At 35.7% G+C, this 24,189-nt stretch carries 23 protein-coding genes and 2 tRNA genes; 6 read left to right on the forward strand and 19 right to left on the reverse strand.

The features are described 5' to 3' along the window. Nucleotides 1-22: 22 nt before the first annotated feature. From kdpA to MQX03_RS12130, 5 genes are all read right to left on the reverse strand, one after another. Nucleotides 23-1,711 carry a potassium-transporting ATPase subunit KdpA gene (kdpA, locus tag MQX03_RS12110; protein WP_242803406.1) on the reverse strand — a complete coding sequence of 563 codons (1,689 nt, stop codon included), beginning with the start codon at nucleotides 1,709-1,711 and terminating at the stop codon, nucleotides 23-25. Nucleotides 1,712-1,935: 224 nt separating this feature from the next. Continuing rightward, nucleotides 1,936-2,316, reverse strand: a complete 381-nt coding sequence (locus MQX03_RS12115) for a DUF7674 family protein (RefSeq protein WP_129535138.1) — start codon at nucleotides 2,314-2,316, stop codon at nucleotides 1,936-1,938. Between the two features lie 96 nt (nucleotides 2,317-2,412). Continuing rightward, on the reverse strand, nucleotides 2,413-2,553 hold the full coding sequence (locus MQX03_RS12120) for a hypothetical protein (protein ID WP_164463419.1): 141 nt from the start codon (nucleotides 2,551-2,553) through the stop codon (nucleotides 2,413-2,415). Between the two features lie 121 nt (nucleotides 2,554-2,674). Next, on the reverse strand, nucleotides 2,675-3,034 hold the full coding sequence (locus tag MQX03_RS12125) for a DUF7674 family protein (RefSeq protein WP_129535139.1): 360 nt from the start codon (nucleotides 3,032-3,034) through the stop codon (nucleotides 2,675-2,677). Nucleotides 3,035-3,194: 160 nt separating this feature from the next. Next, nucleotides 3,195-4,547 (reverse strand): sigma-54-dependent transcriptional regulator, encoded by a 1,353-nt coding sequence (locus tag MQX03_RS12130; RefSeq protein WP_242803407.1) that lies wholly within the window; start codon nucleotides 4,545-4,547, stop codon nucleotides 3,195-3,197. Between the two features lie 384 nt (nucleotides 4,548-4,931). Here MQX03_RS12130 and MQX03_RS12135 point away from each other — a divergent pair, with 384 nt between their 5' ends. From MQX03_RS12135 to MQX03_RS12160, 6 genes are all read left to right on the forward strand, one after another. Beyond that, a complete protein-coding gene (locus tag MQX03_RS12135) occupies nucleotides 4,932-5,246 on the forward strand; it encodes a hypothetical protein (RefSeq protein WP_129535141.1) in 315 nt (104 codons plus the stop codon). Nucleotides 5,247-5,319: 73 nt separating this feature from the next. Then, nucleotides 5,320-5,574 carry a 30S ribosomal protein S20 gene (rpsT, locus tag MQX03_RS12140; protein ID WP_047442289.1) on the forward strand — a complete coding sequence of 85 codons (255 nt, stop codon included), beginning with the start codon at nucleotides 5,320-5,322 and terminating at the stop codon, nucleotides 5,572-5,574. 8 nt (nucleotides 5,575-5,582) lie between these two features. Further along, a tRNA-Glu gene (locus MQX03_RS12145) sits at nucleotides 5,583-5,654 on the forward strand. 67 nt (nucleotides 5,655-5,721) lie between these two features. Further along, nucleotides 5,722-5,793 (forward strand) — tRNA-Glu (locus MQX03_RS12150). 129 nt (nucleotides 5,794-5,922) lie between these two features. Beyond that, the gene (locus MQX03_RS12155; protein ID WP_242803408.1) at nucleotides 5,923-6,579 is read left to right on the forward strand and encodes a FadR/GntR family transcriptional regulator; all 657 of its coding nucleotides are present in this window, start codon (nucleotides 5,923-5,925) and stop codon (nucleotides 6,577-6,579) included. Nucleotides 6,580-6,628: 49 nt separating this feature from the next. Then, nucleotides 6,629-7,834 carry an MFS transporter gene (locus MQX03_RS12160; protein ID WP_242803409.1) on the forward strand — a complete coding sequence of 402 codons (1,206 nt, stop codon included), beginning with the start codon at nucleotides 6,629-6,631 and terminating at the stop codon, nucleotides 7,832-7,834. A 104-nt stretch (nucleotides 7,835-7,938) separates the two neighbouring features. Here MQX03_RS12160 and MQX03_RS12165 read toward each other — a convergent pair whose 3' ends face one another. From MQX03_RS12165 to MQX03_RS12230, 14 genes are all read right to left on the reverse strand, one after another. Further along, a complete protein-coding gene (locus MQX03_RS12165) occupies nucleotides 7,939-8,883 on the reverse strand; it encodes a transporter (protein ID WP_242803410.1) in 945 nt (314 codons plus the stop codon). A gap of 10 nt (nucleotides 8,884-8,893) precedes the next feature. After that, entirely contained in the window at nucleotides 8,894-9,940 is a 1,047-nt protein-coding gene (locus MQX03_RS12170) for a cytochrome-c peroxidase (RefSeq protein ID WP_242803411.1), read from the reverse strand. After that, a complete protein-coding gene (locus MQX03_RS12175) occupies nucleotides 9,933-10,760 on the reverse strand; it encodes an MbnP family protein (protein ID WP_242803412.1) in 828 nt (275 codons plus the stop codon). The genes MQX03_RS12170 and MQX03_RS12175 overlap by 8 nt, the downstream gene beginning before the upstream one ends. A gap of 199 nt (nucleotides 10,761-10,959) precedes the next feature. Beyond that, nucleotides 10,960-11,328 carry a hypothetical protein gene (locus tag MQX03_RS12180; protein ID WP_242803414.1) on the reverse strand — a complete coding sequence of 123 codons (369 nt, stop codon included), beginning with the start codon at nucleotides 11,326-11,328 and terminating at the stop codon, nucleotides 10,960-10,962. 4 nt (nucleotides 11,329-11,332) lie between these two features. Continuing rightward, nucleotides 11,333-12,007, reverse strand: a complete 675-nt coding sequence (locus MQX03_RS12185; protein WP_229983413.1) for a superoxide dismutase — start codon at nucleotides 12,005-12,007, stop codon at nucleotides 11,333-11,335. Nucleotides 12,008-12,117: 110 nt separating this feature from the next. After that, nucleotides 12,118-12,801, reverse strand: coding sequence for an SCO family protein (locus tag MQX03_RS12190; protein WP_242803416.1), 684 nt, complete (start codon nucleotides 12,799-12,801; stop codon nucleotides 12,118-12,120). Beyond that, nucleotides 12,788-13,063: a YHS domain-containing protein gene (locus tag MQX03_RS12195; RefSeq protein WP_129535149.1), complete on the reverse strand. Its 276-nt coding sequence runs from the start codon at nucleotides 13,061-13,063 to the stop codon at nucleotides 12,788-12,790. The genes MQX03_RS12190 and MQX03_RS12195 overlap by 14 nt, the downstream gene beginning before the upstream one ends. Before the next feature lie 217 nt (nucleotides 13,064-13,280). Continuing rightward, nucleotides 13,281-13,643, reverse strand: a complete 363-nt coding sequence (locus MQX03_RS12200) for a hypothetical protein (RefSeq protein ID WP_242803417.1) — start codon at nucleotides 13,641-13,643, stop codon at nucleotides 13,281-13,283. 349 nt (nucleotides 13,644-13,992) lie between these two features. Continuing rightward, nucleotides 13,993-15,945: a heavy metal translocating P-type ATPase gene (locus tag MQX03_RS12205; protein WP_242803418.1), complete on the reverse strand. Its 1,953-nt coding sequence runs from the start codon at nucleotides 15,943-15,945 to the stop codon at nucleotides 13,993-13,995. A 45-nt stretch (nucleotides 15,946-15,990) separates the two neighbouring features. After that, the gene (locus MQX03_RS12210; protein WP_129535152.1) at nucleotides 15,991-16,410 is read right to left on the reverse strand and encodes a Fur family transcriptional regulator; all 420 of its coding nucleotides are present in this window, start codon (nucleotides 16,408-16,410) and stop codon (nucleotides 15,991-15,993) included. A 12-nt stretch (nucleotides 16,411-16,422) separates the two neighbouring features. After that, the gene (locus tag MQX03_RS12215; protein ID WP_242803419.1) at nucleotides 16,423-17,646 is read right to left on the reverse strand and encodes an efflux RND transporter periplasmic adaptor subunit; all 1,224 of its coding nucleotides are present in this window, start codon (nucleotides 17,644-17,646) and stop codon (nucleotides 16,423-16,425) included. A gap of 1 nt (nucleotide 17,647) precedes the next feature. Next, nucleotides 17,648-22,012, reverse strand: a complete 4,365-nt coding sequence (locus tag MQX03_RS12220) for a CusA/CzcA family heavy metal efflux RND transporter (protein ID WP_242803420.1) — start codon at nucleotides 22,010-22,012, stop codon at nucleotides 17,648-17,650. Between the two features lie 245 nt (nucleotides 22,013-22,257). Next, the gene (locus MQX03_RS12225) at nucleotides 22,258-22,581 is read right to left on the reverse strand and encodes a DUF6660 family protein (protein WP_242803421.1); all 324 of its coding nucleotides are present in this window, start codon (nucleotides 22,579-22,581) and stop codon (nucleotides 22,258-22,260) included. Between the two features lie 113 nt (nucleotides 22,582-22,694). Next, nucleotides 22,695-24,188 (reverse strand): RagB/SusD family nutrient uptake outer membrane protein, encoded by a 1,494-nt coding sequence (locus MQX03_RS12230; protein WP_242803422.1) that lies wholly within the window; start codon nucleotides 24,186-24,188, stop codon nucleotides 22,695-22,697. Between the last annotated feature and the right edge of the window lies 1 nt (nucleotide 24,189).

A 24,189-nucleotide genomic window follows, 5' to 3' on the forward strand; every position in this document is an offset into this window, starting at 1 on the left:
TTTAATTTCTTTTATTTAAAATTTATTTCATTGAAAAATATTCTGCAATCGGACCCAATGCCAATGCCGGGAAGAATGATAATGCTGCAATAATTGCAATCACTGCAAAAGTCATCAGTCCGAATGTTGAAGTATCGGTTTTCAGCGTTCCTTCTCCTTCAGGTATGTATTTCTTCTGAGCCAATAATCCTGCAATCGCTAAAGGACCAATAATTGGTAAGAAACGACCAAGAAGCAATACAATTCCTGTAGAAATATTCCAGAAGAGATTATTATCACCCAACCCTTCAAAACCACTTCCGTTATTGGCTGCTGAAGAAGTATACTCATAAAGCACTTCACTGAAACCGTGGAATCCAGGATTATTGAGTGTAGAAGTTCCGACTTCCGGAAAATAAGTAGCTATTGCTGCCCCTACCAAAATAAGAAACGGATGGAAAAGTGCTACAATCATGGCAATTTTCATTTCACGTGCTTCAATTTTTTTACCCATAAATTCCGGAGTACGACCAACCATCAATCCGCTGATGAAAACGGCAAGAATAATGTAGATGAAAATATTCAGAATACCTGCACCGTCGCCGCCGTAGAAAGCATTCACCATCATTGCAAGCATTTGGGTCATTCCTGAAAGTGGCATCGCACTGTCATGCATTGAATTAATTGATCCGGTAGAAATTACCGTGGTCACAATACTCCAGAAACCTGAAGCCGCTGCTCCGAAACGAACTTCCTTACCTTCCATTGCGCCGAGTGATTGGTCGATTCCCATTTGGCTGATGGCAGGATTGCCATTCATTTCCATAATAACCGTCGGCACTGCCAATAAAAGAAAACCGACTGTCATGACACCAAAAATCATATATCCGAATTTCTTTCTGCGGATAAAATGTCCGAATGCAAAAACCATTGCCATAGGAATGATAAATTGCGCAAACATCTCAACCATATTGGTAAAGTAGTTCGGGTTTTCCAGCGGATGCGCTCCGTTAGCTCCAAAAAAGCCACCACCATTGGTTCCGACATGTTTTATAGGAACAAATGCAGCGACCGGACCTGTAGAAACTTCCACATTTTTACCTTCCAGCGTAATCATTTTATCTTTTCCTTCAAAGGTCATAGGCATCCCCTGAAATACCATTACTGCGCCCATCAAGAATGATAGCGGTAATAAGATTCTGGTCGTTGATTTAAGAAAATAATCATAAAAGTTACCAAGCTTTTCGGTAGATTTTTCTCTGAAAGCTTTAAAAATAACAATTGAAGCTGCCATTCCCGTTGCTGCGGAAACAAACTGGAGGAACATTAACCAGATTTGACCAAGATAACTCAATCCTGTTTCGCCTGAATAATGCTGTAAATTACAGTTAACTAAAAAAGAAATGGTTGTATTAAATGCCAGATCTGGCGACATATCCGGATTTCCATCTGGATTGAGCGGCAGCCAGCTCATATTCATCAAAACCAGCATACTGATGAAAAACCATAAAAAGTTGATGGTTAAAAGTGCAATCAGATGTTGTTTCCAGTTCATTTCATGATCAGGATCGATTCCTGACATTTTGTAGAAAAATCTTTCTACGGGTTTGAAAACAGGATCCAGAAATGTTTTTTCTCCTGTGTAGACTTTTGAAATGTACTTTCCAAAAGGTATCGCCAACAGCAATGTTATGACAAACATTGCTACAACGCCTAAAATTTCAGTGTTCATAGTTTGTTTAATGAATTAGTGCAAATTCTTTTACCGTAATCACTAGATACAAAAAAGCGACGATGAAGCTGATCCAAAAAATCAGAATTCCCCACTCTTTTATTTGATGTATGATCTTACGGTTCATTTGCTTATTAATTGGTTTTAAAATTTTTCCGGCTTTACGAGCACATAGCAGATATAAATGAATATGGCTATTGATATAAAAAATAGTAGGGTCATTTTTAGAATTTTAGATCTTGATCTTTTTTTGTTTGTTCGCTGTATACCATTCTAAAATCTTTTGGAATTTCCTGATAAAGGAATCTCCACTGTTGCGGTTTTAGATTTTTACTCAGACTTGCAAATGAGCGTATAAAGAGATTCTCTATAATGTATCTGATGTAAGAATTTCCGTTTTTGTAAATCCAGTACATTCTTTTGATTGAAATATTGATTTTCTGTACGTTTGATTTTTGCGTATCTATTTTCATATCATCAATCATAACCTGTATCACTCCCGGGAAATTGTTTTGCTCAGAAAGTGTAACAATCTCTCTTCGAACTGACGGAAAAAACACTTTCAGATATTCTACAGCGGTGAATCTGTTTATTTTGTTTAACATTTTAGATTTTGTCGAAATATTCAACAAGACGGTAAAACAAAACAAATAACACAACTGCCGTGATTAATAGAATAATTGTTATCATTTTATTTAATTTTAATTAACCTGCAGAATCGCAGCTGCTACAAACACACCAAGGATTACAGCAATGTTGATGGTAATTACCTCGAGGTTGTGCTTTTCACGGGTAGACTTCAGAAGTTTCCAGTCTCCGATTTTTCTGATTTTTGATTTCATATGTAGATTTTTATTGTTTTTTAAAGGTCATCCCGAATGGTCGGGACAGGCTATGCAATCGCTGAATCTTCAATACAATTTTGTATTTCCAAATCATGGCGATTTCATTTCTTTAAAATTTTTAAATTCCTGATTTATATACTTGGCGTAAGTAGTTGTTTTGAAGACTTGGTGACATTTTAGAAAAAATCAAATCTTTGTATGAAGGTTCACAACAAAACGTAAGACTGTCTAAAGAATAAATGAAAATGTTTTCGATGGCGTTCTTTAATGCCTGATCCCCTTTGTTGTAAAGCTGATTCATCTTGGTAATCGACTTCATCAGAATTTTCTGATCATGATTTTTAATCAGTTTTTTAATTTGTTTGGTGAAAATACTGATCACCATAAACGGAGTTTTTGTTTTGTAAGACTCTTTAAATTCTTCCTGAGATTCAGGAATGATTTTAACGATTTCTCTTACAGCATCTGTATGATTCATTTTTAGATTGTTTTGAATCTCTAATGCCAAGATTTATTCCCTTGAATAAAAAAAATACCCAACTCATTATAAAACAAATATTTAAACAAAATTTAAAACATTTCAAAACACAAAAAACCCTATCAAAATGATAGGGTCGTTATCAGAATGGAATTATTTTTTAAGAAATTTTGTATTCATCCACTTTTCTGTACAAGGTGGCAATGCCAATCTCGAGTAAACGGGCAGCTTCGGCTTTATTACCTTTGGTATGATTAAGCACTTTTTGGATCTGCATTTTCTCTGCACTCGCCATAGAAAACGCTGACATCATTTTGGTTTGAGAAGACTCTATCTCGTTATTATAGACCGAAATATCTAGAGGAAGACTATCTATCCCTAATTCAGATGAATCTGTGAGAATTACACTTCGTTCAATTACATTTCGAAGTTCACGAATATTGCCTTTCCAGGGATGATTTTTTAAGGCTTTTAAATAATCAGGAGATACCGAACTGATATTTTTACCGGTTTTAAGCGAAAAACTTTTCAAGAAAAACTGAGCCAGCAATTCAATATCAACCACTCTTTCTCTTAAGGAAGGAAGCTTAATCTGAAAAATATTAATTCTATAATATAAGTCTTCACGGAAATTCCCTTTCTCGATTTCAGTTTCTAAATCTCTGTTGGTGGCAGCGATGATTCTCACATCCGTTTTAATAGGCTTGTTATCGCCAACTTTCAGAAATTCGCCTGATTCTAAAACACGCAAAAGTTTTGCTTGCAAATCTAAAGGCATCTCACCGATTTCATCCAAAAAAACAGTTCCCAGATTAGCTTCTTCAAAAATACCTTTGCTATCTTTCAGAGCCCCGGTAAATGCGCCGGCTTTGTGACCAAACAATTCATTTTCCAACAAATCTTTCCCGAAAGCTGAGCAATTGATTGCAATAAAATTATTTTTATTCCTATTACTAGCATGGTGAATGGCTTGTGCAAAAACCTCTTTACCGGTACCCGTTTCGCCTGTTAAAAGAACTGTAGCATCTGTAGTAGCGACTTTCCTTGCAGAATCTACCACTGTGGTGATTGCTGATGATTTTCCTATGATGCTGTCAAATGATTGTTTTCTGTTGAGTTGCTTTTCCAGATGCAGAACGCGTTTGTTTAACGCAACTTTTTCAGATGCTTTATAAATGAGAGGAAGAATTCTGGTATTGTCGTCACCTTTTGTAATGTAATCAAAAGCCCCGTTTTTAATCGCCAAAACGCCGTCAGGAATGTTTCCAAAAGCTGTTAAGAGAATAATTTCTACGCTAGGAAATTTATCTTTTATAATTTTAGAGAATTCCACTCCGTTTCCGTCAGGTAGTTTGACATCGCAGATGACAATATCGATCTCTGAGGTTTCAAGTTTCTTTAAACCACTCTTCAGATTGCTCGATTCGAAAACTTCAAAACCTTCAAGGGCAATGATTCGTGAGAGAAGCGATCTTATTTTCGCTTCATCATCTATGATTAAAATGCTGTTCAATGCTGTAAAAATATAATGTTCAAAATTAGAATTAATATTTCATTCGGAATCCTTTTGAGAAAAATTATTCATCATCGTAACTGAAATAGGTTTAAAATCTCATCAATTTTGAAATACATTTGAAAAATAATCACTGGTAAGACATTATTTTGAAGCTGATAATTAGCTTTTTAACAAAAATTTTCATTTAATTAATATCTCTATTTTGAAAAAAAGAAAAAAATATTACCTTTGCACCAACCTAAAAGGGAGATTGGGAGTTCTTATAATTTAATTCATGACTACAATGGTTTTTAAAATGATTTCGTCACAGACAAATCTTTAAACCTTTATATGTCGTAAATCTAGAATGTATATAACTCTTAGATTACCAAATTTGATATCATGCCGGATTTAAAGATACAGGAAGCAAAATTGCTTTTTACTAAAATCCACTCGAACCCAAAAAGTTACGATTTAAAGATCAATGAAGAAGGGATTACAGGCAGAGATGATAAAATAAGTTTCAGACTCTACAGGAACGGTGAGGGAAGTGCCTTTGAGGTACTGATTGACGGGATAACGTTCACCAATACGACTGGGGAATGGAACAATGCTCTGAATATGCTGACAAGCACTATCAGAAAAATAGAAAAAGAACAACAGAATATAAAACTAGAACAGGCATTAGATAAGCTCAAAAAATACCTCTCAGAATAAAGTTTAATTTTTTTAAAAATAAATTTGGCTGGTATAAAAAAAGTTTATAAATTTGCACTCACATTTGAACGATATGGCAAATCATAAATCAGCTCTTAAAAGAATAAGACAAAACGAAGTTAGAAAAGTTCGTAACAGATATTACCACAAGACTGCTAGAACAGCAATCAAGGGGTTAAGAAATGAAGAGGACAAAACTGCAGCAACAGAACAATTGCCAAAAGTTATCGCTTTATTGGATAAATTAGCTAAGAAAAATATTATCCACAAGAACAAAGCGGCTAACTTAAAAAGTAAATTGACTAAGCACGTTAACAAGTTAGCGTAATTATAGTAGGCCCGTTCGTCTATCGGTTAGGACCTCAGGTTTTCATCCTGGTAAGAGGGGTTCGACTCCCCTACGGGCTACTAAAAAGAATTGAAACTTTCAAAAATTCAAAATTACTAACCCGCTATTTATAGTGTGATGGTAGATGGCCCGTTCGTCTATCGGTTAGGACCTCAGGTTTTCATCCTGGTAAGAGGGGTTCGACTCCCCTACGGGCTACAAAAGAGATTTCAGATTTGAAATCTCTTTTTTTGTTTTTGATACAGTCAAAAATCATACTTAAAATTAACTTAGATATTTTAAATTTCTATATCTTTGTAATTCATCAGATGATATGATGTTTTAATAATGCAGATTCAAAGAAAAACTTTAGCGCAGGAAGTTGCAGATAGATTAATCGAAGGAATATCCAACGATGAATATGCTATTGGCGAAAAACTTCCGATTGAATCTGAGCTCATGAAAATCTACGGCGTTGGTCGCTCCAGCATTCGTGAAGCAATAAAAATTTTATCCATTAAAGGAATTCTCAATGTACAGCAAGGTGTTGGAACTTTTGTGGTTGCTAAAAACGCTCTGGAATCTTTAGAATCTCAAATGAATAAAGCAGAGATTCAGGATGTACAAGAAGTGCGTTCACTGCTCGATTCGAAAATTGCAGCGAAGGCAGCGATGAACCGATCGGAGGAAGATTTAAAAACAATTAAAAAATATCTGGATCTCAGATCTCAATTTGCAGAAGAAAATCTCGCGACAGAATGTTATCAGGCAGATATCAATTTTCATTTAGCCATTGCAGAAGCTTGTGGAAACCAACTTTTACGGGAAATTTACAAAGTAGCAACAAAACATATATTGAGTTCTTTTGAAATCAGACATCACAACAATACGGACTCATTTAAAATTTCGCAAAAAATACATAGCAAACTTTATCAATCTATCGAAAACCGCGATGCTGAAAAAGCTTCCATCATTGCACAAAAAATAGTTGATCAGATTTACTAAAAAAATTTAATAAAATTCATCAGATGATATGATGAATAAAAATAATATTATGGAAAATATATCTACAAAAACAATTGACACCACAAAAATTGTTTACCCTATCCTGTTCATGATTAGTTTTTCTCATTTTTTGAATGACTTAATTCAATCTACCATTCCGTCACTGTACCCCATTTTGAAAGGAGAATTCAGTTTATCTTTCGCTCAAATTGGAATTATTACCTTAGTATTTCAACTTACAGCTTCCATTCTACAGCCGTTTGTCGGAATTTACACTGACAAGAAACCCAACCCAAGATCTTTAGCCATCGGCATGGGATTATCAATGGCAGGATTACTTCTGTTAGCTGCTGCTCATCAGTATTATGTCATTCTTATTTCAGTCGCATTAATCGGAATGGGCTCTTCTATTTTTCATCCTGAAGCTTCAAGGGTAGCACAATTGGCATCGGGTGGGCAAAAAGGATTGGCTCAATCTATATTTCAGGTAGGCGGAAATTCGGGAAGCGCCATCGGACCTTTGTTGGTTGCGTTGATTGTTCTTCCGTTGGGACAAGGTTATGTAGGCTTGTTTGCCATAGCAGCGTTTATCGGAATCATCGTACTGTGGCGAATCGGAAACTGGTACGCTGAAAGATTATCATTGAAAAAATCAGCAAAACATCCAAATGACATCATTGAAATACAGCTTTCCCGTAAAAAAGTTCTGTTTTCAGTGACTATTTTATTGGCTTTGGTATTTTCAAAATACATTTATCTGGCTTCAATGACCAATTATTTTACTTTTTTCCTCATTGATAAATTTCACATTTCGGTACAAGATTCTCAGTTATTTTTATTCATGTTTTTAGCGGCAGTTGCTGTCGGAACCATTTTAGGAGGGAAATTAGGTGATAAATACGGCAGGAAAAAAATCATCTGGATTTCTATTTTAGGTGCGGCACCCTTCACACTTTGTCTTCCTTATCTTTCATTATTCTGGACAATTGCATTTGCAGTTATCATAGGATTAATCATCGCTTCCGCATTTTCCGCAATATTAGTCTACGCCACAGATTTGATGCCCAATAAAATCGGATTGGTTGCAGGATTATTTTTCGGATTTATGTTTGGAATGGGCGGAATAGGATCTGCTGTTTTAGGAGCAGTTGCAGATGATACCAGCATAGAATATGTTTTCAAAATCTGCGCATTCTTACCTTTAATGGGAATTATTACCGCATTTTTACCCAATATAAAAGGACATAAAAAATAGTCCTCAATGCTATGAATGAGGACTATTACAATAGTAGAATTTTAGGTTTAAGAAAGAATTTCGACAATTGCTTTTTTACCTAAAATTCTATTTTCTATTTTACTTTAAATACCAAAGTTGATAAAAATACTGAATCTTGATTTCGCTTCAATATCTCCTCCCGCCAGATTGGTATAAGTCGGAAGCATTAATTCTGTTCCCAAGCTGAATTTTTTGTAAGAAGCTTCAAAACCTAACTTTCCATACAGAGCACTTCCTGCAGTTTTCGGAAGAGCTTCTTTGAACTGTCGATTTCGGTCATACACTTCACCCTGAAAACCAAATTTTGCAGAAAGAATGCTTTTCTCATTTCCAAAGAGTTGATAAAATCCTGTGGCTGAATAATTCCATTGATTCCCAAACTGATAGTGTTTTTTGTTTTCAGTTTTAATCGTGTAATCGGTATTGAGAAGCACAGCCAGTTTATTTTTCTGAAATCTGTAATTTAAAACTGCCTGATAATCCCAACTTCCGGTTCCCAACTGAAAACTCGGATTGACTCCGGAAATTCCTTTTTCATCAAACTTTCCGAGCGGAACTTTTACTCCAACTCCGCCATTCAGCTGATGAATATTGTCTTTTGAATTAATCAACTGATAAATTCCCATCAAATTAAAATCTCCGATTCCGTTAATATTGATGTCGCCCTGCAAAGTTTTCTTATCATGAAAATGAAATGGCAGACTTCCGTAAATACTCAATTTTTGAGTCAGAGGAATTTTTGCCCAAAGCTGAAGGGTATTGAAATACTGATCCTGCGTTAATTCATTGACAAATAAATTCTCTTTCGCTTTATAATGCTGAGCGAAATATTTAATTCCGATAAACTGAGGATTTAACAAAGATTCAAAACCGGACGAACCATTTCCTGCTGCGCAACCACATGCATCGCATTCATTGAATAAAATCTCATCTTGAAAATTATTTAAAATGTATAAACTGTCATTCACTGTTTTTGCCTGAAAACTGTTCAAAGAAATCAGACTTATGATAAAAATTATTTTCTTCATTTCTATTAAATTATTCAGCGAATTTTGGATTGGAGATAAAATTTTTGTCCGATAACGTTTTCAGAAAAGCAATAATGAATTGTTTTTCCTGAGTATTCATCGCAATTCCTATATGGTTATCCTGTTTCAACTGCGGATCGAGATTAGGATGATCTTCAACACCATCAGAATAAAAATTAAGTATCGCTTCCAAAGTGTAAAATCTTCCGTCATGCATGTAGGGAGCAGTATACTCAACATTCCTTAAACTTGGAACTCTGAATTTCATCCAGTCATTTTGATCCAACGTCACACGATGTCGTCCTGCATCTTTAAATTGGGTATTGTAATACATTCCGGTGTTCCTGAAGCTTTCATCGGTAAACAATTCTCCACCGTGACAAGAAGCGCATTTTTGCTGAAACAAAGCCATTCCCTGAGATTCTTCAGAAGATAAATTTACTTTCCCCTGTTTAAACCGATCATATTTGGAATCTGCCGAAATCAAAGTGGCCATAAACTGCGACAATGCTTTCAACACTCTTTCTCCGGTAATACTTTCGTCTCCGTAAGCCTGCTTAAATAATTTTTTATAAACATCCTCTTTACTGAGTTTGGTAATCACTTCAGGCATTGAACTATCCATCTCGTTTGCATCGGTGATCGGAATAATCGGCTGTTGGTTTAAATTATGAATCACTCCGTCCCACATATACCGTTTCAGAAAAGCCATGTTTTGAATGGCCGGCGCATTTCTGATTCCTATTCTGTCGTTAATTCCATGACTTACCGTGTGACCATGATGGGTAAATGCATGTTCCTGAATGTGACAGAAACCGCAGGAAATGGTATTATTTCTTGAAAGTCTGCCTTCATAAAATAATTTTCGGCCCAACTCTACTCCATTTTTTGTGATTGGATTTTCATCTTTATCAAAGGTCATTTCTGGAAAGTAAGATGGAAACTGAAGATTCACCGCTTCATCTTTATCTAAAGGCTGAATCACCTCATCAGAACACGAAATGAAATTCAGAAAAGCAATGATCAATACTCCTGTTTTTAAAATAAGTTTAGTCATTGTGAACGTGATCTACTTTAAACATTTTCGTTAAATTATTCGTCACATTCACCAAATGCTGATTGGAGCCCATTGCCATATCATTAGCTGTAGAAAGGCTTAAAGCAGTTTCTCCACTTAAGTATTGGTTGAAATCTGCCAAAATATGAATCGAAGGTTTTACTGTTGTCGAGACTCTCGCGGTTGTTGGAAGATCTAAAATCACTTCACGATACAAATCCAGAGTATTATTGGCGGCTACATTTCCCATGTTTCCTGTGTGATTCATAAATTCAATGTTGGCAGAACTCGTTCCGTATTTTCCTTCGAGTTTGACGAAAATATATCCTGCAGCCCAAGACCAGGTAAGGCTTTCTTTCTTGGACTTTTCCCAAAACTCTGCCTGTCCGTTTTGTCCAAGTAAATAAGCATTATGACTGATTCCCAATCCAAATTTTATTTTTTTGTAATTGCCTTTAGGAATTTCATCTAAGTCTACATAAACAATTCCGGCAACGGCTTTCTCCTGATTGATGATAAAAGCACCTTTGTCGGGATTATTTTCGTTGTATTTGAATTCATTTCCGTTTTCGTCGATCAAACTGATGTTGCTGATGACATATTTTAAGGTTGAAAACTGATGTTTTTGTCCGCTGGAAGACGTTTGAGTAGTCTGATTAAGCACAATATTTCCGAGATTATTGAATCCGTTTTCAAATTTAAGCTGAAGTTTTCCTTTTGTTTCTGGTGATGAATCGTCTTCATCATTGTTACGGCATGATGTAAAGGTTAAAAAAGTAAAGGCAATAAAGAATAATGATAAAAATTTATAAATTTTCATTCTGATTTTGATTTTTTAGTTGAAATGTTGTTTTATGCTGCATCCGCGATAGGGATGGTAGCGGTTATCCTTTTTGTCTTTTCTGAATCGTAGTTTTATAGACTCACTTGGCAAGACAAAAAGATATGAGCGGACAGCCCGACCCGAGCGGCTGGAAAAGCCAGGGAAAGGGAATCGCCCAAAAAATTGATATGTACAACTAAAAAATCGGTGGTCTGAAAATGTTTTTCAGAAAGTGAAATGTGTAACCTGTTTTGTAAGTGAAATTCAGGTTTGGGAATGAGAAATTGTTCTCGATTAGGGTTTTGAAAATCTCTGTAGGAATGTAAAAATCCAGTACTTTTTGAACGGAATTTTTCCCTTTGGAAAGTGGTGAAGAATCGGTATCGTTTGTTTTTGACAATTCTTTTGCCAGATAACATTTTCCGTTACAATGAAGGTCAACATTTTTCTTGTTGACGCAGAGTTCTTCGCTAATGTATTGATAATTTACAGCATACTCCACCAACGGAATCAGAGGCCTGAATACCGTAAAAAAGGTAAGGAATATGCTGCAAATTAAATTCAAAAGATTATTTTTTGCTTAACGCTTCATCATATCTTCTACTGATTTCTTTCCAATTGGTAACGTTCCAAATGGCAGTTAAATAATCAGCTCTTTTGTTTTGATATTTCAGATAGTAAGCGTGCTCCCAAACGTCGATTCCGAAGATTGGAGTTCCTTTTTCTTCCACAACATCCATTAGAGGATTGTCCTGATTTGGTGTTGAAGAAACAAATAATTTCCCGCTTTTATCTACAGAAAGCCAAGCCCAACCAGAACCGAAACGGTCTGCTCCAGCTTTAGCCATTTTTTCTTTGAAAGCATCCATACTGCCGAAAGCATCAGTGATTGCTTTTGATAATTTAGCTGAAGGCTTTGTGTCTTTTTGTGGAGTCAAAACTGTCCAGAATAACTCGTGGTTGTAATGTCCACCAGCGTTATTTCTTACCGCCATTGGCAAAGTTCCCGCTTTTGAAAGAATTTCAAACAAAGTTTGCTTTTCCTGTGGTGTTCCTGCAATTGCTTTATTCAAATTCGCCACGTAAGCCGCTGCGTGTTTTGAATAGTGAATCTCCATAGTTTGCGCATCCACATTTCCCTCTAGTGCATTGTAAGCATACGGTAAAGGTGTTTGCTTGAACTGTGCAAACGCAAACTGCGCCGCAAATACTGCAGTGAATGCAGCTACTTTAAAAATCTTCATAATGTTTTGTATGTAAGGTTAAACTTTTAATTCTTTGGCCGGAAGTTAGATGTTTGGTGATGGGAGTCTTTTTCATTATGATAACAACTTCCAGCTTTAATCATCCAGCCCTATTTCAATAATTTCTTTATATCCTCAATTAAAATTTCTCTGTCGGGGTGGAACTTCCCGGTCAATTTAGGGATTTTTCCTTCGGCATCTTGATAATTCAAACCTGAATAGTAAAGAATCGGCATATTTTCTTTGTTGTACCGACATCTGATGTTTCCATCCTGATCAACTAATGCGATCATTCCGCTGTGATTGAGGTTTTCGCTTTCGTCTTCTTTATCGCCGACATAGATATCAAACTGATCCGCAAGATTTCCAATATAAGCTCGATCACCAGTCAAAAAATGCCAGTTCGGAGATTTTACACCTATTCTTTGAGCATGACTTTTCAATAGCTCAGGAGTATCATTTTCAGGGTCAATGCTGATAGAAATAATTCCAAAATCAGGATTGTTGATCTCATCTTCAATCGCTCTCATGTTGGTATTCATCACCGGACAAATCGTTGGACATTTGCTGAAGAAAAATTCAACCAAATAAACTTTCCCCAGCATATCTTTATTTGTCACCTTTTTACGGTTTTGATCGGTCAGTTCAAAATCCGGAACTTTCATCACCGTATAAAGATTGCTTTTAAAATAACTCATTCCAAATCCTATTCCTAAAAACAGTAAGGCAATGATTGCAATCGGAATGATAATCTTCTTTTTTGCACTGCTATCAGCCTTTTTATTTTTGGACATACTTCTCAGGATTTTTCTTAAACTCATCCTTACAGTAGCTACTGCAAAAACCGTACGTTTTATTTTTGTAGACCGCAGTATCTTTCATATCACTTTCGGTAGGCATATCACAAATCGGGTCTACAGCGTTTGCAAACTTTACTTTTTGGGCAGTCGTTTTTGTAGCAGTATTTTTCTTTTTATGCTTTACTTTCGGGGTTTCCTGCGCACAGGCTAATAATGAAACAGACAAAAATGCCGTTAATAATATCTTTGATTTCATTTTATTTAAATTGAAATTAATAATTGAGATGAATAAAATTAATTGAAGCCTTAAACTAAATTTAATATTAATTAATCATTTTGAACCATTAAGATCAGTTAAGTTGTTAAGATTCTTTAAGGAAATCGGATAGATTTTTAAGCCTAAAACTTACACCTTTTAATCTTCGATAGTTTATATAGATTAAACACAACTATAAATTTAGTTTAAATGAAGTTTAGGATAATGGAGGATGGAATATTCGGGAGAAATATTCTGAAGTATGAGAATCAATATAATCAGAAGTAAAATTTTCTAATTGAATCTCTGATAGTAATTGATCTGAAAAAGAAAGAATTTCATGAGATAGAAAAACATCTAATCCCGCAATTTTTATATTTTGTGAGTTATTGGACTGCTTTTCTGTTTTTGCCAATTCTTTTTTGACGAAACATTTTCCTTTACAGTCAGACTCGATCACTTTTCTATTCTCACAAAGGTTTTTTACAATGTAGTCATAATTGACAGCATAATTGACCAATGGCAAAACCGGACGGATTGCAATGGTGAAAATGATGAAAAAGGATAAAAGAAACTTCAAGTATCAAATCTTTAGTACAAATATAGTGTAGAAAATTGAGTTGTGGAGTAATTTATGATGAAAGTCAGTTGCGAGTTGAAGCGGGATGTTTTTTTTAGTTCCCGCAGATTGTACAGATTTTTGAAAATATTTATGCAGATGATGGATACAGAAAGTTGTTTCCCACAGATCTCGCAGATTTGCACAGATGATTGAAAATATATTCTGAAAATATTTAAGTTTTGGCTAAAGCCAATCATATTGGAAATTTAGAAGGCGGGCTAAAGCCCGCCCTTATTGATAAAAATGCATCCACAGATTTACAGTTTATTTGTAAACTTCCATCTCCCAGCTTCAGTCTTCTAGCTCATCAAAACTTCATCCTCTGAATTCTAACTGCATTTAATATCGCCAACAATGCAACACCGACGTCGGCAAAAACAGCTTCCCACATGGTTGCTAAACCACCTGCTCCGAGAATCAGAACGATGGCTTTGACGGCAAATGCAAGAATAATATTTTGCCAAACTATTTTTTTAGTTTGTTTTCCTATATTGATTGCCATTGGAATTTTACTTGGCTGATCATCCTGAATCACAATATCAGCAGTTTCAATGGTGGCATCGCTTCCTAAACCTCCCATCGCAATTCCTACATCGCTTAAAGCAACAACAGGAGCGTCATTCACACCGTCTCCTACAAAGGCAACGGTTTGATTTTTTGCTTTAATTTCTTTTACTTTATTCACTTTATCTTCTGGAAGTAAGTCGCCGTAAGCATTTTCAATACCTAACTGATTGGCAACGAACTGAACTACGGAAGTTTTGTCACCACTTAACATGTTTGTTTTTACGCCCAATGACTTCAATTTATTAATCGTTAATTGAGCGTCTTCTTTAATACTATCTGCAATTGTAAGATAACCAACAAACTTTTTATCATAAGCGACGGCAATTAAAGTATAGACAATCTTTTCAATATTGACATCAAATGAAATATTGAACTGCTTCATGAGTTTTAGATTTCCAACTAAAATTTCCTTGCCGTCGATGTCTGCTTTCAAACCTTGTCCTGCAATTTCCTCTACGTTCTCTAATTTGACGGAATGATCGATTTCGCCAACAAAATCATGAATTGCCGTTGCGACCGGATGAGTACTTTGACCTTCAAGCGCATTAACTAATTTTAAAATTTCTTCCTGATTAAATTCTTTATTAAAATGAACTTCCTGCACTTTGAAAACGCCTTCAGTCATCGTTCCAGTTTTATCCATCACCACATTCTGAATATTAGCCAAAACATCTAAGAAATTGCTGCCTTTAATTAAAATTCCATTACGGCTTCCTGCTCCAATTCCACCAAAATATCCTAGTGGGATAGAAATAACCAAAGCACACGGACAAGAGATTACCAGAAAAACCAATGCTTTGTAGAGCCATTCTTTAAACTGATAATTTTCAATGAAAAAATACGGTAACAAAGTAATTCCTATCGCCAGAAATACAACAATCGGTGTATAAATTTTCGCAAATTTTCTGATGAACAGTTCTGTAGGAGCTTTTTGAGACGTCGCATTCTGAACCAATTCTAAAATTTTGCTCAGCTTACTGTCTTTAAATGAAGCAGTAACTTTAATTTGGCTGACAGTATTTAAATTAATCATTCCTGCTAAAACAGTTGCCCCTTTTATTTTGGTGTCGGGTTTACTTTCTCCGGTAAGTGCAGAAGTATTGAAAGATGATTTATCTGAAAGCAATTCGCCGTCTAATCCTAGCTTTTCACCAGATTTCAACTGAATAATATCCCCAATTTTTGCATCGACAGCTTTCACCAATCTCGGTTTCCCATTTTCTAAAACGGTGACTTCATCAGGACGCTGATCAAGAAGAGATTTGATATTCGACTTGGCTTTGGTCACTGCCATTGCCTGAAAAACTTCACCAACAGAATAGAACAGCATTACTGCCACACCTTCGGGATATTCTCCGATTGCAAAAGCGCCTACAGTTGCGATTCCCATTAAGAAAAACTCAGAAAACACATCACCTTTCGTGATGCTTTCGTAGGCCTCTTTCAAAACTGGAAGTCCGACAGGAACGTAAGCAATTAAATACCAAACCAAGCGAATCCAGCCCGAAAACCAGTCAGGTTTTATATAATAATCTAAAGCTATTCCTATTAATAATAAAGAAAAAGAGATAATCGCAGGAAGAAACATCTGAAACGTAGATTGATCTCCCGTATCATGAGAATGGTCGTGGTCATGACCTTCATGATTGTGATTATGTTCTTTTTTAGGTTTTGTAGTGCAACATTCTTCCATAACTGAATAATTTTAATCAAATTTAGGTCTAAACTTAATGCAATACTATTGCAAACTTTCAAGGCAATTCTCGCAAATTCCTTTGGCAAAAAGCCTTATTTCATCGATTCTGAAATTCGTCTGAATATTTTCAGGGATTGAAACATCTTCTTTGCAAGTCGTCTGTTTGCAAATTTTACAGTAAAAATGAAGATGCCAGTCTTTATGTGTTGTCTCGTCGCAACCATCGTGGCAAAGCTTATATTTTGTCGTGGTATTTTCCTGTATGCTGTGAACAATTCCTTTTTCCTCAAAGGTTTTTAATGTTCGATAAATTGTGGTTCGGTCGGCATTTTCAAAATAATTTTCAATTTCTGATAATGACAAAGCTGCTTCCTGAGAACTCAAAAAATCATACACCAAAATCCTCATGCTTGTAGGCTTGGTATTTTTATCTATTAATTTATTTTCAATATCTTTTTTCATATTTTTTGAAAATTAATGTTCGTGTTCTCCGGAATTCGTCAATTTAGCATTAATGAAAAACGCTCCTTTTGTAGCAATTTTTGCACTTTCAGGAATCGATTTTACAGGCGTAATTGCTGTGTAACCCATTTCTGAAGTCCCTTTTACCACTTCTACTTTCTCAAAGTTAACGGTTTTTTCGTTGTTTTTTTCCTGAGTTTTTTCATCTTTATGATCTTCCGTTTTTTTATCATTTACAAGAAAAATATAATCTTTTCCGTCAGCACTTGTGATAGCCGTGTTAGGAACGGCAGACATTAATCTGTTATCTAAACTTACCACTGCAGTGGCATTCATTCCATCAATCAAACCATTTTTATTTCCTTTTACTTTACAATGAATCGGAATGGTTTTACTTTGATTTTCAAAAGCTGTTCCGATGCTGTAGACCTCAGCATCATATTCGGCAACCGGGCTATTCGTCAATGTAAAATGAATCTTCTGCCCCACTTTTATCAATGGTAAATCTTTTTCAAAAACCTGCAAATCAAGATGTAAAGAGCTGTTATCAACAATTTCTGCAACAGGCGATGAAACATCAATATAACTTCCGATCTGCAATAAAATATTACTGATTGTTCCGCTAATTGGCGCCGTAACGGCAAGTCCGGATCTTAAGTTCTGGTTGGTAACATTTCCAGGACTGATCCCCATCATTTGAATCTGTCTTTGTAAGGAAGCTCTTTTCGTTCTTAATGTTTTTAACTCTGCGTCAGCATTTTGTAGATTTTTTTTCGCTCCGGCATCGTTATCGAAAAGTTCTTTCTGCCTTCTGTATTCCTGTTCTGCAAAAGTAATGCGACTTCCCGTTGTCAAATAATCTTCCTGCAATTGAATAAACTCCGGATTGGCAATTGTAGCAATCACCTGACCTTTTTTCACATAATCTCCGACCTGAACATTCAACGTTTTGATCACTCCGCCGTATAAAGAAGTCGCGCTGGCTTTGTTGTTATTGGGAACACTCAACGCACCGTTGGCTTTGACGATCGATGTGAGCTCTTTCATTTCAATTTGCCCTAACGTAATGCCGACTGCATCCATTTGATCTTGCGTCAATTCTGCAAAATCTGAGCTTTCATGTTCCGAATGTTCTTCGGTTTTCTCTTTTGGCTCTTCTGCTTTTTCAGATTTTCCACAACTCGCTAGAAAAAATGATAGAAGAATTATTATGATGATATTAAATTTTAATTTCATTTTATTTGTTGATTAAAGAATTAATGTTGACCACAGTTTGATTCACCTGTTGAATGGATTGCAAATATTTCAGTTCGATATTGGTTGCTGTTTGAAGCGCAAACAAATATTCTACATAAGAAATTTCTCCTGTTTTATAACCTAACTGAGCGGCTTTTACAATACTTTTTGCATTAGGAATCGCTTGATTCAGATAATACTCATACTGTTGAACATCTTGCTGATACTGGCTTAACGAATTTTTTAGTTGAGCATCCAGTTGCTGCTGTTGGAACTTTGCATTATTTTCCTCCATCTGCTTTTGATATTCCAAAGATTTTATTCTTGCTTTTGTAGCCCCGAAAGTCAACGGAATTGCTACGCCAATGCTTACAGAATTGAATCTATTTTCCGCCCCGTAATACTTTTCCTGTCCATTTAAGGTGTGAAAACCTATCAAAGACTGATTGGTATATCCAATGCTGAAATCTGGTAAGCCTTGCGCTTTTTCAACATTTTTATTCTTTTCCAGCACTTCCATATTTTGTTTAAAAATCTGGATCGACGGATGATTTTCTACCGTTTCGCTGTCTAGAAGATATTCTACTTTCAATGGTTCATATTTTTGAGAATCAGGAATGGAAATATCTTCATCTGTATTCAATAAAACCTTTAAATTTTTATAGGCATTATTTAAATAAACCTTATTCTGCTGAAACAAAAGATTGATCTCTCCTTTTTGGGTTTCGGCAGTATTAATTTCGATTTTCTTAATATCTCCTGCTTTAAATCTCACTGTTGCAATTCTAATAAAATCACCATACAAACTGTCGAGATATTGAAGTTTGGTTTGATTATATTGCAGATATTCAATTTGATAAAAATAAGATCTAACCTGTTTGATCAATTCATTTTCGGTGACTTGTTTTTCAATCTTTTTGGTTTTGATCTCTTCCTGAATCAATTCTTTTCTCGCTTTAAACAAAGTGGGAAAAGGAATCGTTTGTGAGATAGCAAAAGACTGATCAAATTTCGGACTGTTATATTGTCCGAGTTGTGCACTGAAATCCAGTTTCGGAAGTTCTTTTGCAGTTGGTTGTAAGGCTTCAGAAGATCGAATATTGAGATCTTTTGCTTTGATCGAAGTATTATTTTCCTGCAATAATTCTATCGCCTGATTCAACGAAATCTCTCTCGTATTCTGCGCTTTCAAATTTTGACCTAAAAATAAAGTTCCTATTAAAATGATTACTGTTAAAGGTTTTTTAAGAAGCTTACTTTTAATATTAATTTTAGAGTTAAAAATAATATACAACATCGGCAAGACGAATAAAGTAAGGAAAGTTGCAGAGAGTAATCCTCCAATAACAACTGTGGCTAATGGTTTCTGAACTTCTGCTCCCGCACTTGTGCTTATTGCCATCGGTAAAAATCCGAAAGAAGCTACCGTTGCCGTCATTAAGACGGGTCTTAATCTAGTTTTCGTTCCTTCAATTACTCTTTTAAACACATCCGAAACCCCATCTTTTTCTAATTGATTGAATGTTCCAATCAAAACAATTCCGTTAAGAACCGCCACTCCGAATAATGCGATAAAACCAATTCCTGCGCTGATACTGAAAGGCATTCCTCTTAACAAAAGCGCAAAAACACCTCCGATCGCACTCATCGGAATCGCCGTAAATATTAATGTTGCCTGTTTAAACGAGTGAAATGTAAAATACAGCAGCATAAAAATCAAAAGTAGCGACACCGGAACCGCAATCATCAATCGTTGACTGGCTTCTTTTAAATTTTCAAACTGTCCGCCATAGGTAAAATAATATCCAGATGGAAGTTTTACGTCTTTCTCTAATTTTTGCTGAATATCTTTCACAACACTTTCTACATCTCTTCCTTTTACATTAAAACCAACGACAATTCTTCGTTTTCCTGCTTCACGGCTAATTTGTGCAGGTCCAAGTTTATATTCAATATTAGCGACTTGCGACAACGGAACCTGAGTTCCGGTATTCGTTGGAACCATCAAATTACTGACATCCTCAATATCCGTTCGGTACAGACTGTCTAATCTTACTACCAAATCAAAACGTCTCTCATTTTCAAAAATTTGTCCAGCGGTTTTTCCTGCAAATGCGGTGCTTAAAACATTGTTGACATCTTCTACATTCAAACCATAATTCGCAATTCTCGTTCTGTCGTACGTCACATTGATCTGCGGAAGTCCTCCCACTCTTTCAACCTGCGGAGAAGTTGCGCCATCAACATTTTGAATAACTTTGCTTACTTTATCGGCATAAATAGAAAGCGTATCCATATTTTCACCGAAAATCTTTACCGCAACATCTTGTCGGATCCCTGTCATTAATTCATTAAAACGCATTTGGATCGGCTGATTGGCTTCAAAGAAAACACCGGGAATTACTTCCAGCTTTTCTGTAATCTCATCCGATAATTCAGTGTATGATTTTTTGGATTTCCATTCTTTTTGAGGCTTTAAAACAATGATTAAATCGGTTGCTTCAGGTGGCATCGGATCTGTAGGAACTTCGGCTGAACCCGTTTTTCCGACTACCATTTTCACCTCATCAAATTGTTTAATAACTCTTGAAGCCTGCATCGAAGTTTCGATACTCTGGCTTAATGAGCTTCCCTGAGGTAAAATACAGTGAAAAGCAAAATCTCCTTCCTGCAACTGTGGAATAAACTCCCCACCCATTCTGCTAAAAATCAATGCTGAGATTGAAAATAGAACAATGGTAAGTCCAACAATCACATATTTAATTTTAATGGCTTTCTGTAATAAAGGTTGATAAATCTTTTGCAGCCAATTCATCATTTTATCCGAAAAATTTTCTTTGTGAGACGTTTTCTTCGAAAGAAAAAGCGCGCACATCATCGGAATATAGGTCAATGAAAGAATCAATGCTCCCAAAATTGCAAAACCAACTGTTTTAGCCATGGGTGAGAACATTTTACCTTCAATTCCTACCAACGTAAGAATCGGAATGTATACAATCAGAATGATAATTTCTCCAAAAGCGGCACTTCCACGGATTTTTGAAGCGGATAGAAAAACTTCCTCATCCATTTCGCTTTGTGTTAATTTTTGTACAGATTTTCTTAACCCTAAATGATGTAAAGTGGCTTCAACGATAATTACAGCACCGTCTACAATCAATCCAAAATCAATCGCTCCCAAACTCATTAAATTAGCACTTACTCCAAACACATTCATCATTCCTAATGCGAATAATAGTGATAAAGGAATTGCTGACGCAACAATCAATCCTGCTCTGAAATTGCCGAGAAATACAACTAAAACGAAGATAACGATCAACGCTCCTTCAATCAAATTCTTTTCAACTGTACTGATAGCGCGATCTACTAAATCTGTTCTGTCTAAAAATGGCTCAATTATAATATCCGCTGGCAATGATTTTTGAATGGTCGGGATTTTTTCTTTAATTCTGTTGACAACATCATTGCTGTTGGCTCCTTTTAACATCATGACCACTCCACCAACGGCATCGGTTTGTCCATTGTACGTCATCGCGCCGTAACGAGTTGCATGTCCGAAACGAACATCTGCGACATCTTTGACAAAAACAGGAATGTTGCCCGTATTTTTGACGGCAATATTTTTAACATCATCAATAGAAGTTGCCAAGCCAATTCCACGTATGAAATAGGCATTTGGTTTTTTGTCAATATACGCTCCGCCTGTATTTTGATTATTCTTTTCAAGAGCTGTAAAAATATCTGCAACGCTTACTCCCATTGCTTTTAGGTGATTAGGATTTACCGCAACTTCATATTGTTTCAATTCCCCTCCGAAACTATTGACCTCAGCAACGCCTTCTGTTCCGTATAATTGTCGGGAAACAATCCAATCCTGCATGGTACGAAGATCTTTTGCATTGTATTTTTTCTCACTTCCTTTTTTAGGATGTAAAATATATTGATACACTTCGCCCAATCCTGTACTGACAGGCGCTAATTCAAGAGTTCCTATTCCTTTGGGGATATTTTCTTCGGCTTGTTTTAATCTTTCATTGATTAATTGCCGGGCAAAGTAGATGTCTATTTTATCTTTAAATACAACGGTAATCACCGATAATCCGAATCTTGAAATACTTCGTGTTTCTTCTATATCCGGAACCGTCGCAATACTTTGTTCAATTGGAAAGGTGACTAATTGTTCTACTTCCTGTCCCGCCAAAGTGGGACAAACGGTAATAATCTGCACCTGATTATTGGTAATATCAGGAACGGCATCTATGGGCAATCTGGTTGCACTCCAAACTCCCCAAATGATCAAAAGCAAGGTCATTATGCCAATAACGATCTTGTTTTTGATGCTAAATTTTATGATTTTATCTAACACAAATTGAGATTTAATTTGTGATTGTCTGCTTTGTTTTTTTAACGCAAAGTGAGCAAAGATTTTTCTTTAACTACTAACCTTTTTTAAGATCGCAAGGGCGTTTCACTCATAAAAGTTATCAAAGAGACAATCTGTTAATTTTAATTGAGAATATTTTACATTTCATCAAAAAAGAGATGCAAAAATATCATGAATAACTCTGCAACGATATTGCAAAGTTTCATGGAATATTTAAAATCAATAAATTAAATCTTAGGAGGTTGCCAGATATGGTCGTACACCTGATAGGCAAAATTGTTTTTCTGAAATAGAATTTTCTTGGAAAAATAGGTTTGAATCTGCTTAGGAATATTCATTGAAACATCCATTTTAAAAGCTGTAACCGTAATCTGACAGCAATTGCAAACACATAATGGTGAACAGATATCTCCTTTGTCTTTTGAATGAGATTCGTCGAGACTGAACGATAATTCTGTTTTGTTTGCCCCAGATTGTTTATGTATGTCTTCACATGGTATTACCGATAACACCACGAAATACATCGCTAAAATCAATCTGAATAGGTTCATTATGACAAAGGTAGAGTTTTTTTGTAAAATAGATTTGGAATATTCTCAATTTAATTTTAAAATAAAAACCACTGCATTACGCAATGGTTCTTAAAAAAAATATAAAATCAAAACTATAAATTTGGATTGTTCTCTATTTCCTTCTGTGGAATTGAAAACAAATAATATCTGCTGTTGGGCGCAAAAGCCGACTGATCAGGAAAAGCGAAAATAGAATGCCCTCTTCCATTCACCATCTTTACCGTTCCATTGGGAGTGGTTACCTGCACCTGAATCGGTTGCCCGCTTGTATTGACATAAGCTTTTCTTTCTACTTTACCTTGTGTTCTGATGATGTCTGAGAGAGAGAAACCTTCTCCAAAGAGTTCTTTCCTTCTTTCAATTAAAACTTCTTTAATCACATCATTCTGTGAAAGAGATCCATTATAAACATTGGCATTTCTAGCTGTTTTTAATTGGTTTAAGACTGTAACAGCATTTGCAACATTTCCGTTTCTGGCTTCGGCTTCAGCTTCAATTAAATACATTTCAGATGCTCTCATGAAAACAATGTCGGCAATTAAATTGGCTTTAAACTTAAATTTAGCATATCTCAAAAGCCCTTCTCTTCCTGGCAATCCGTCCCATGAAAATAGAGAATAACGGATATCATTGGTGTCAAATAAATCTTTAAAATAAGGATCAGCCATAAAACTGTAATAGTAGCTTCCCGAAGATGAGACATCCAAAAAGTGGAATGCATAGCTTTCACCCGACTGTTCCTGAGTTTGTGCATGACCCCAGATCCATTCTCCGTTGGTGATGTCGTTGAAACCTTCTTTATATTTTTCAGCATTCATTAGAGGAAATCCTGTTCTCGAAATTTTTGCAGAAGCGATGGCATTCGTCCATTCGCCAGTGTTTAAATAAACTCTAGCCAATAATCCATTGACTACAAAACGGTCAATTTTATCTTTGTTATTTCTGGAATAATTTTGAAGCAACTGATCAGCATCCTTCAAATCACTTTTAATTAAAGTATAAATTTCTTCGAGGCTTGCTTTTTTCTTCCCGACAGAATTGGTGGTTGCCGGTTCGGTATAAATCGGAGCAGTCGGGGCATTTTTATCTTTCAAATAACTGAACTGATAAAAGCTGGCAAGATTTAAATAACAGAATGCACGCAAAGCTTTTGCCTGACCTTTCACCTGATTTTTCTTTTCTTGAGTTCCTTCTGCAATATCAATTTTGGCAATTACATTGTTCATGTTATTAATCACAGAATATAAAGACGTCCAGATATAAAGCGATCTACCTCCAGTATTATTCACCAAATCAGTAAATGCATAAGCCGATGAAAACCCATATTTGTTAGTCAAAACTGCAACATCACTTCCCATGGCATCGCTGGTTCTTAAAACGGTCGAATACCCGATGTTGGCGTATGTTGAACCGTCGTCATTAAACTTCGCCCAAGTTCCGTTGATTACTGTTTCGGCACTTTCTGCAGTTTTGAAAATTTCAGCTTCATCTGCCTGATTGGTTGGTGCGGTTTCAAGATCGCTTTCACAACTTATGAATGAAAATGCCGCAATTAAAGAAAAAGATATATATTTTAATTTTTTCATT

The organism is Chryseobacterium aahli, from assembly GCF_022699665.1.
Taxonomy (GTDB): domain Bacteria; phylum Bacteroidota; class Bacteroidia; order Flavobacteriales; family Weeksellaceae; genus Chryseobacterium; species Chryseobacterium aahli.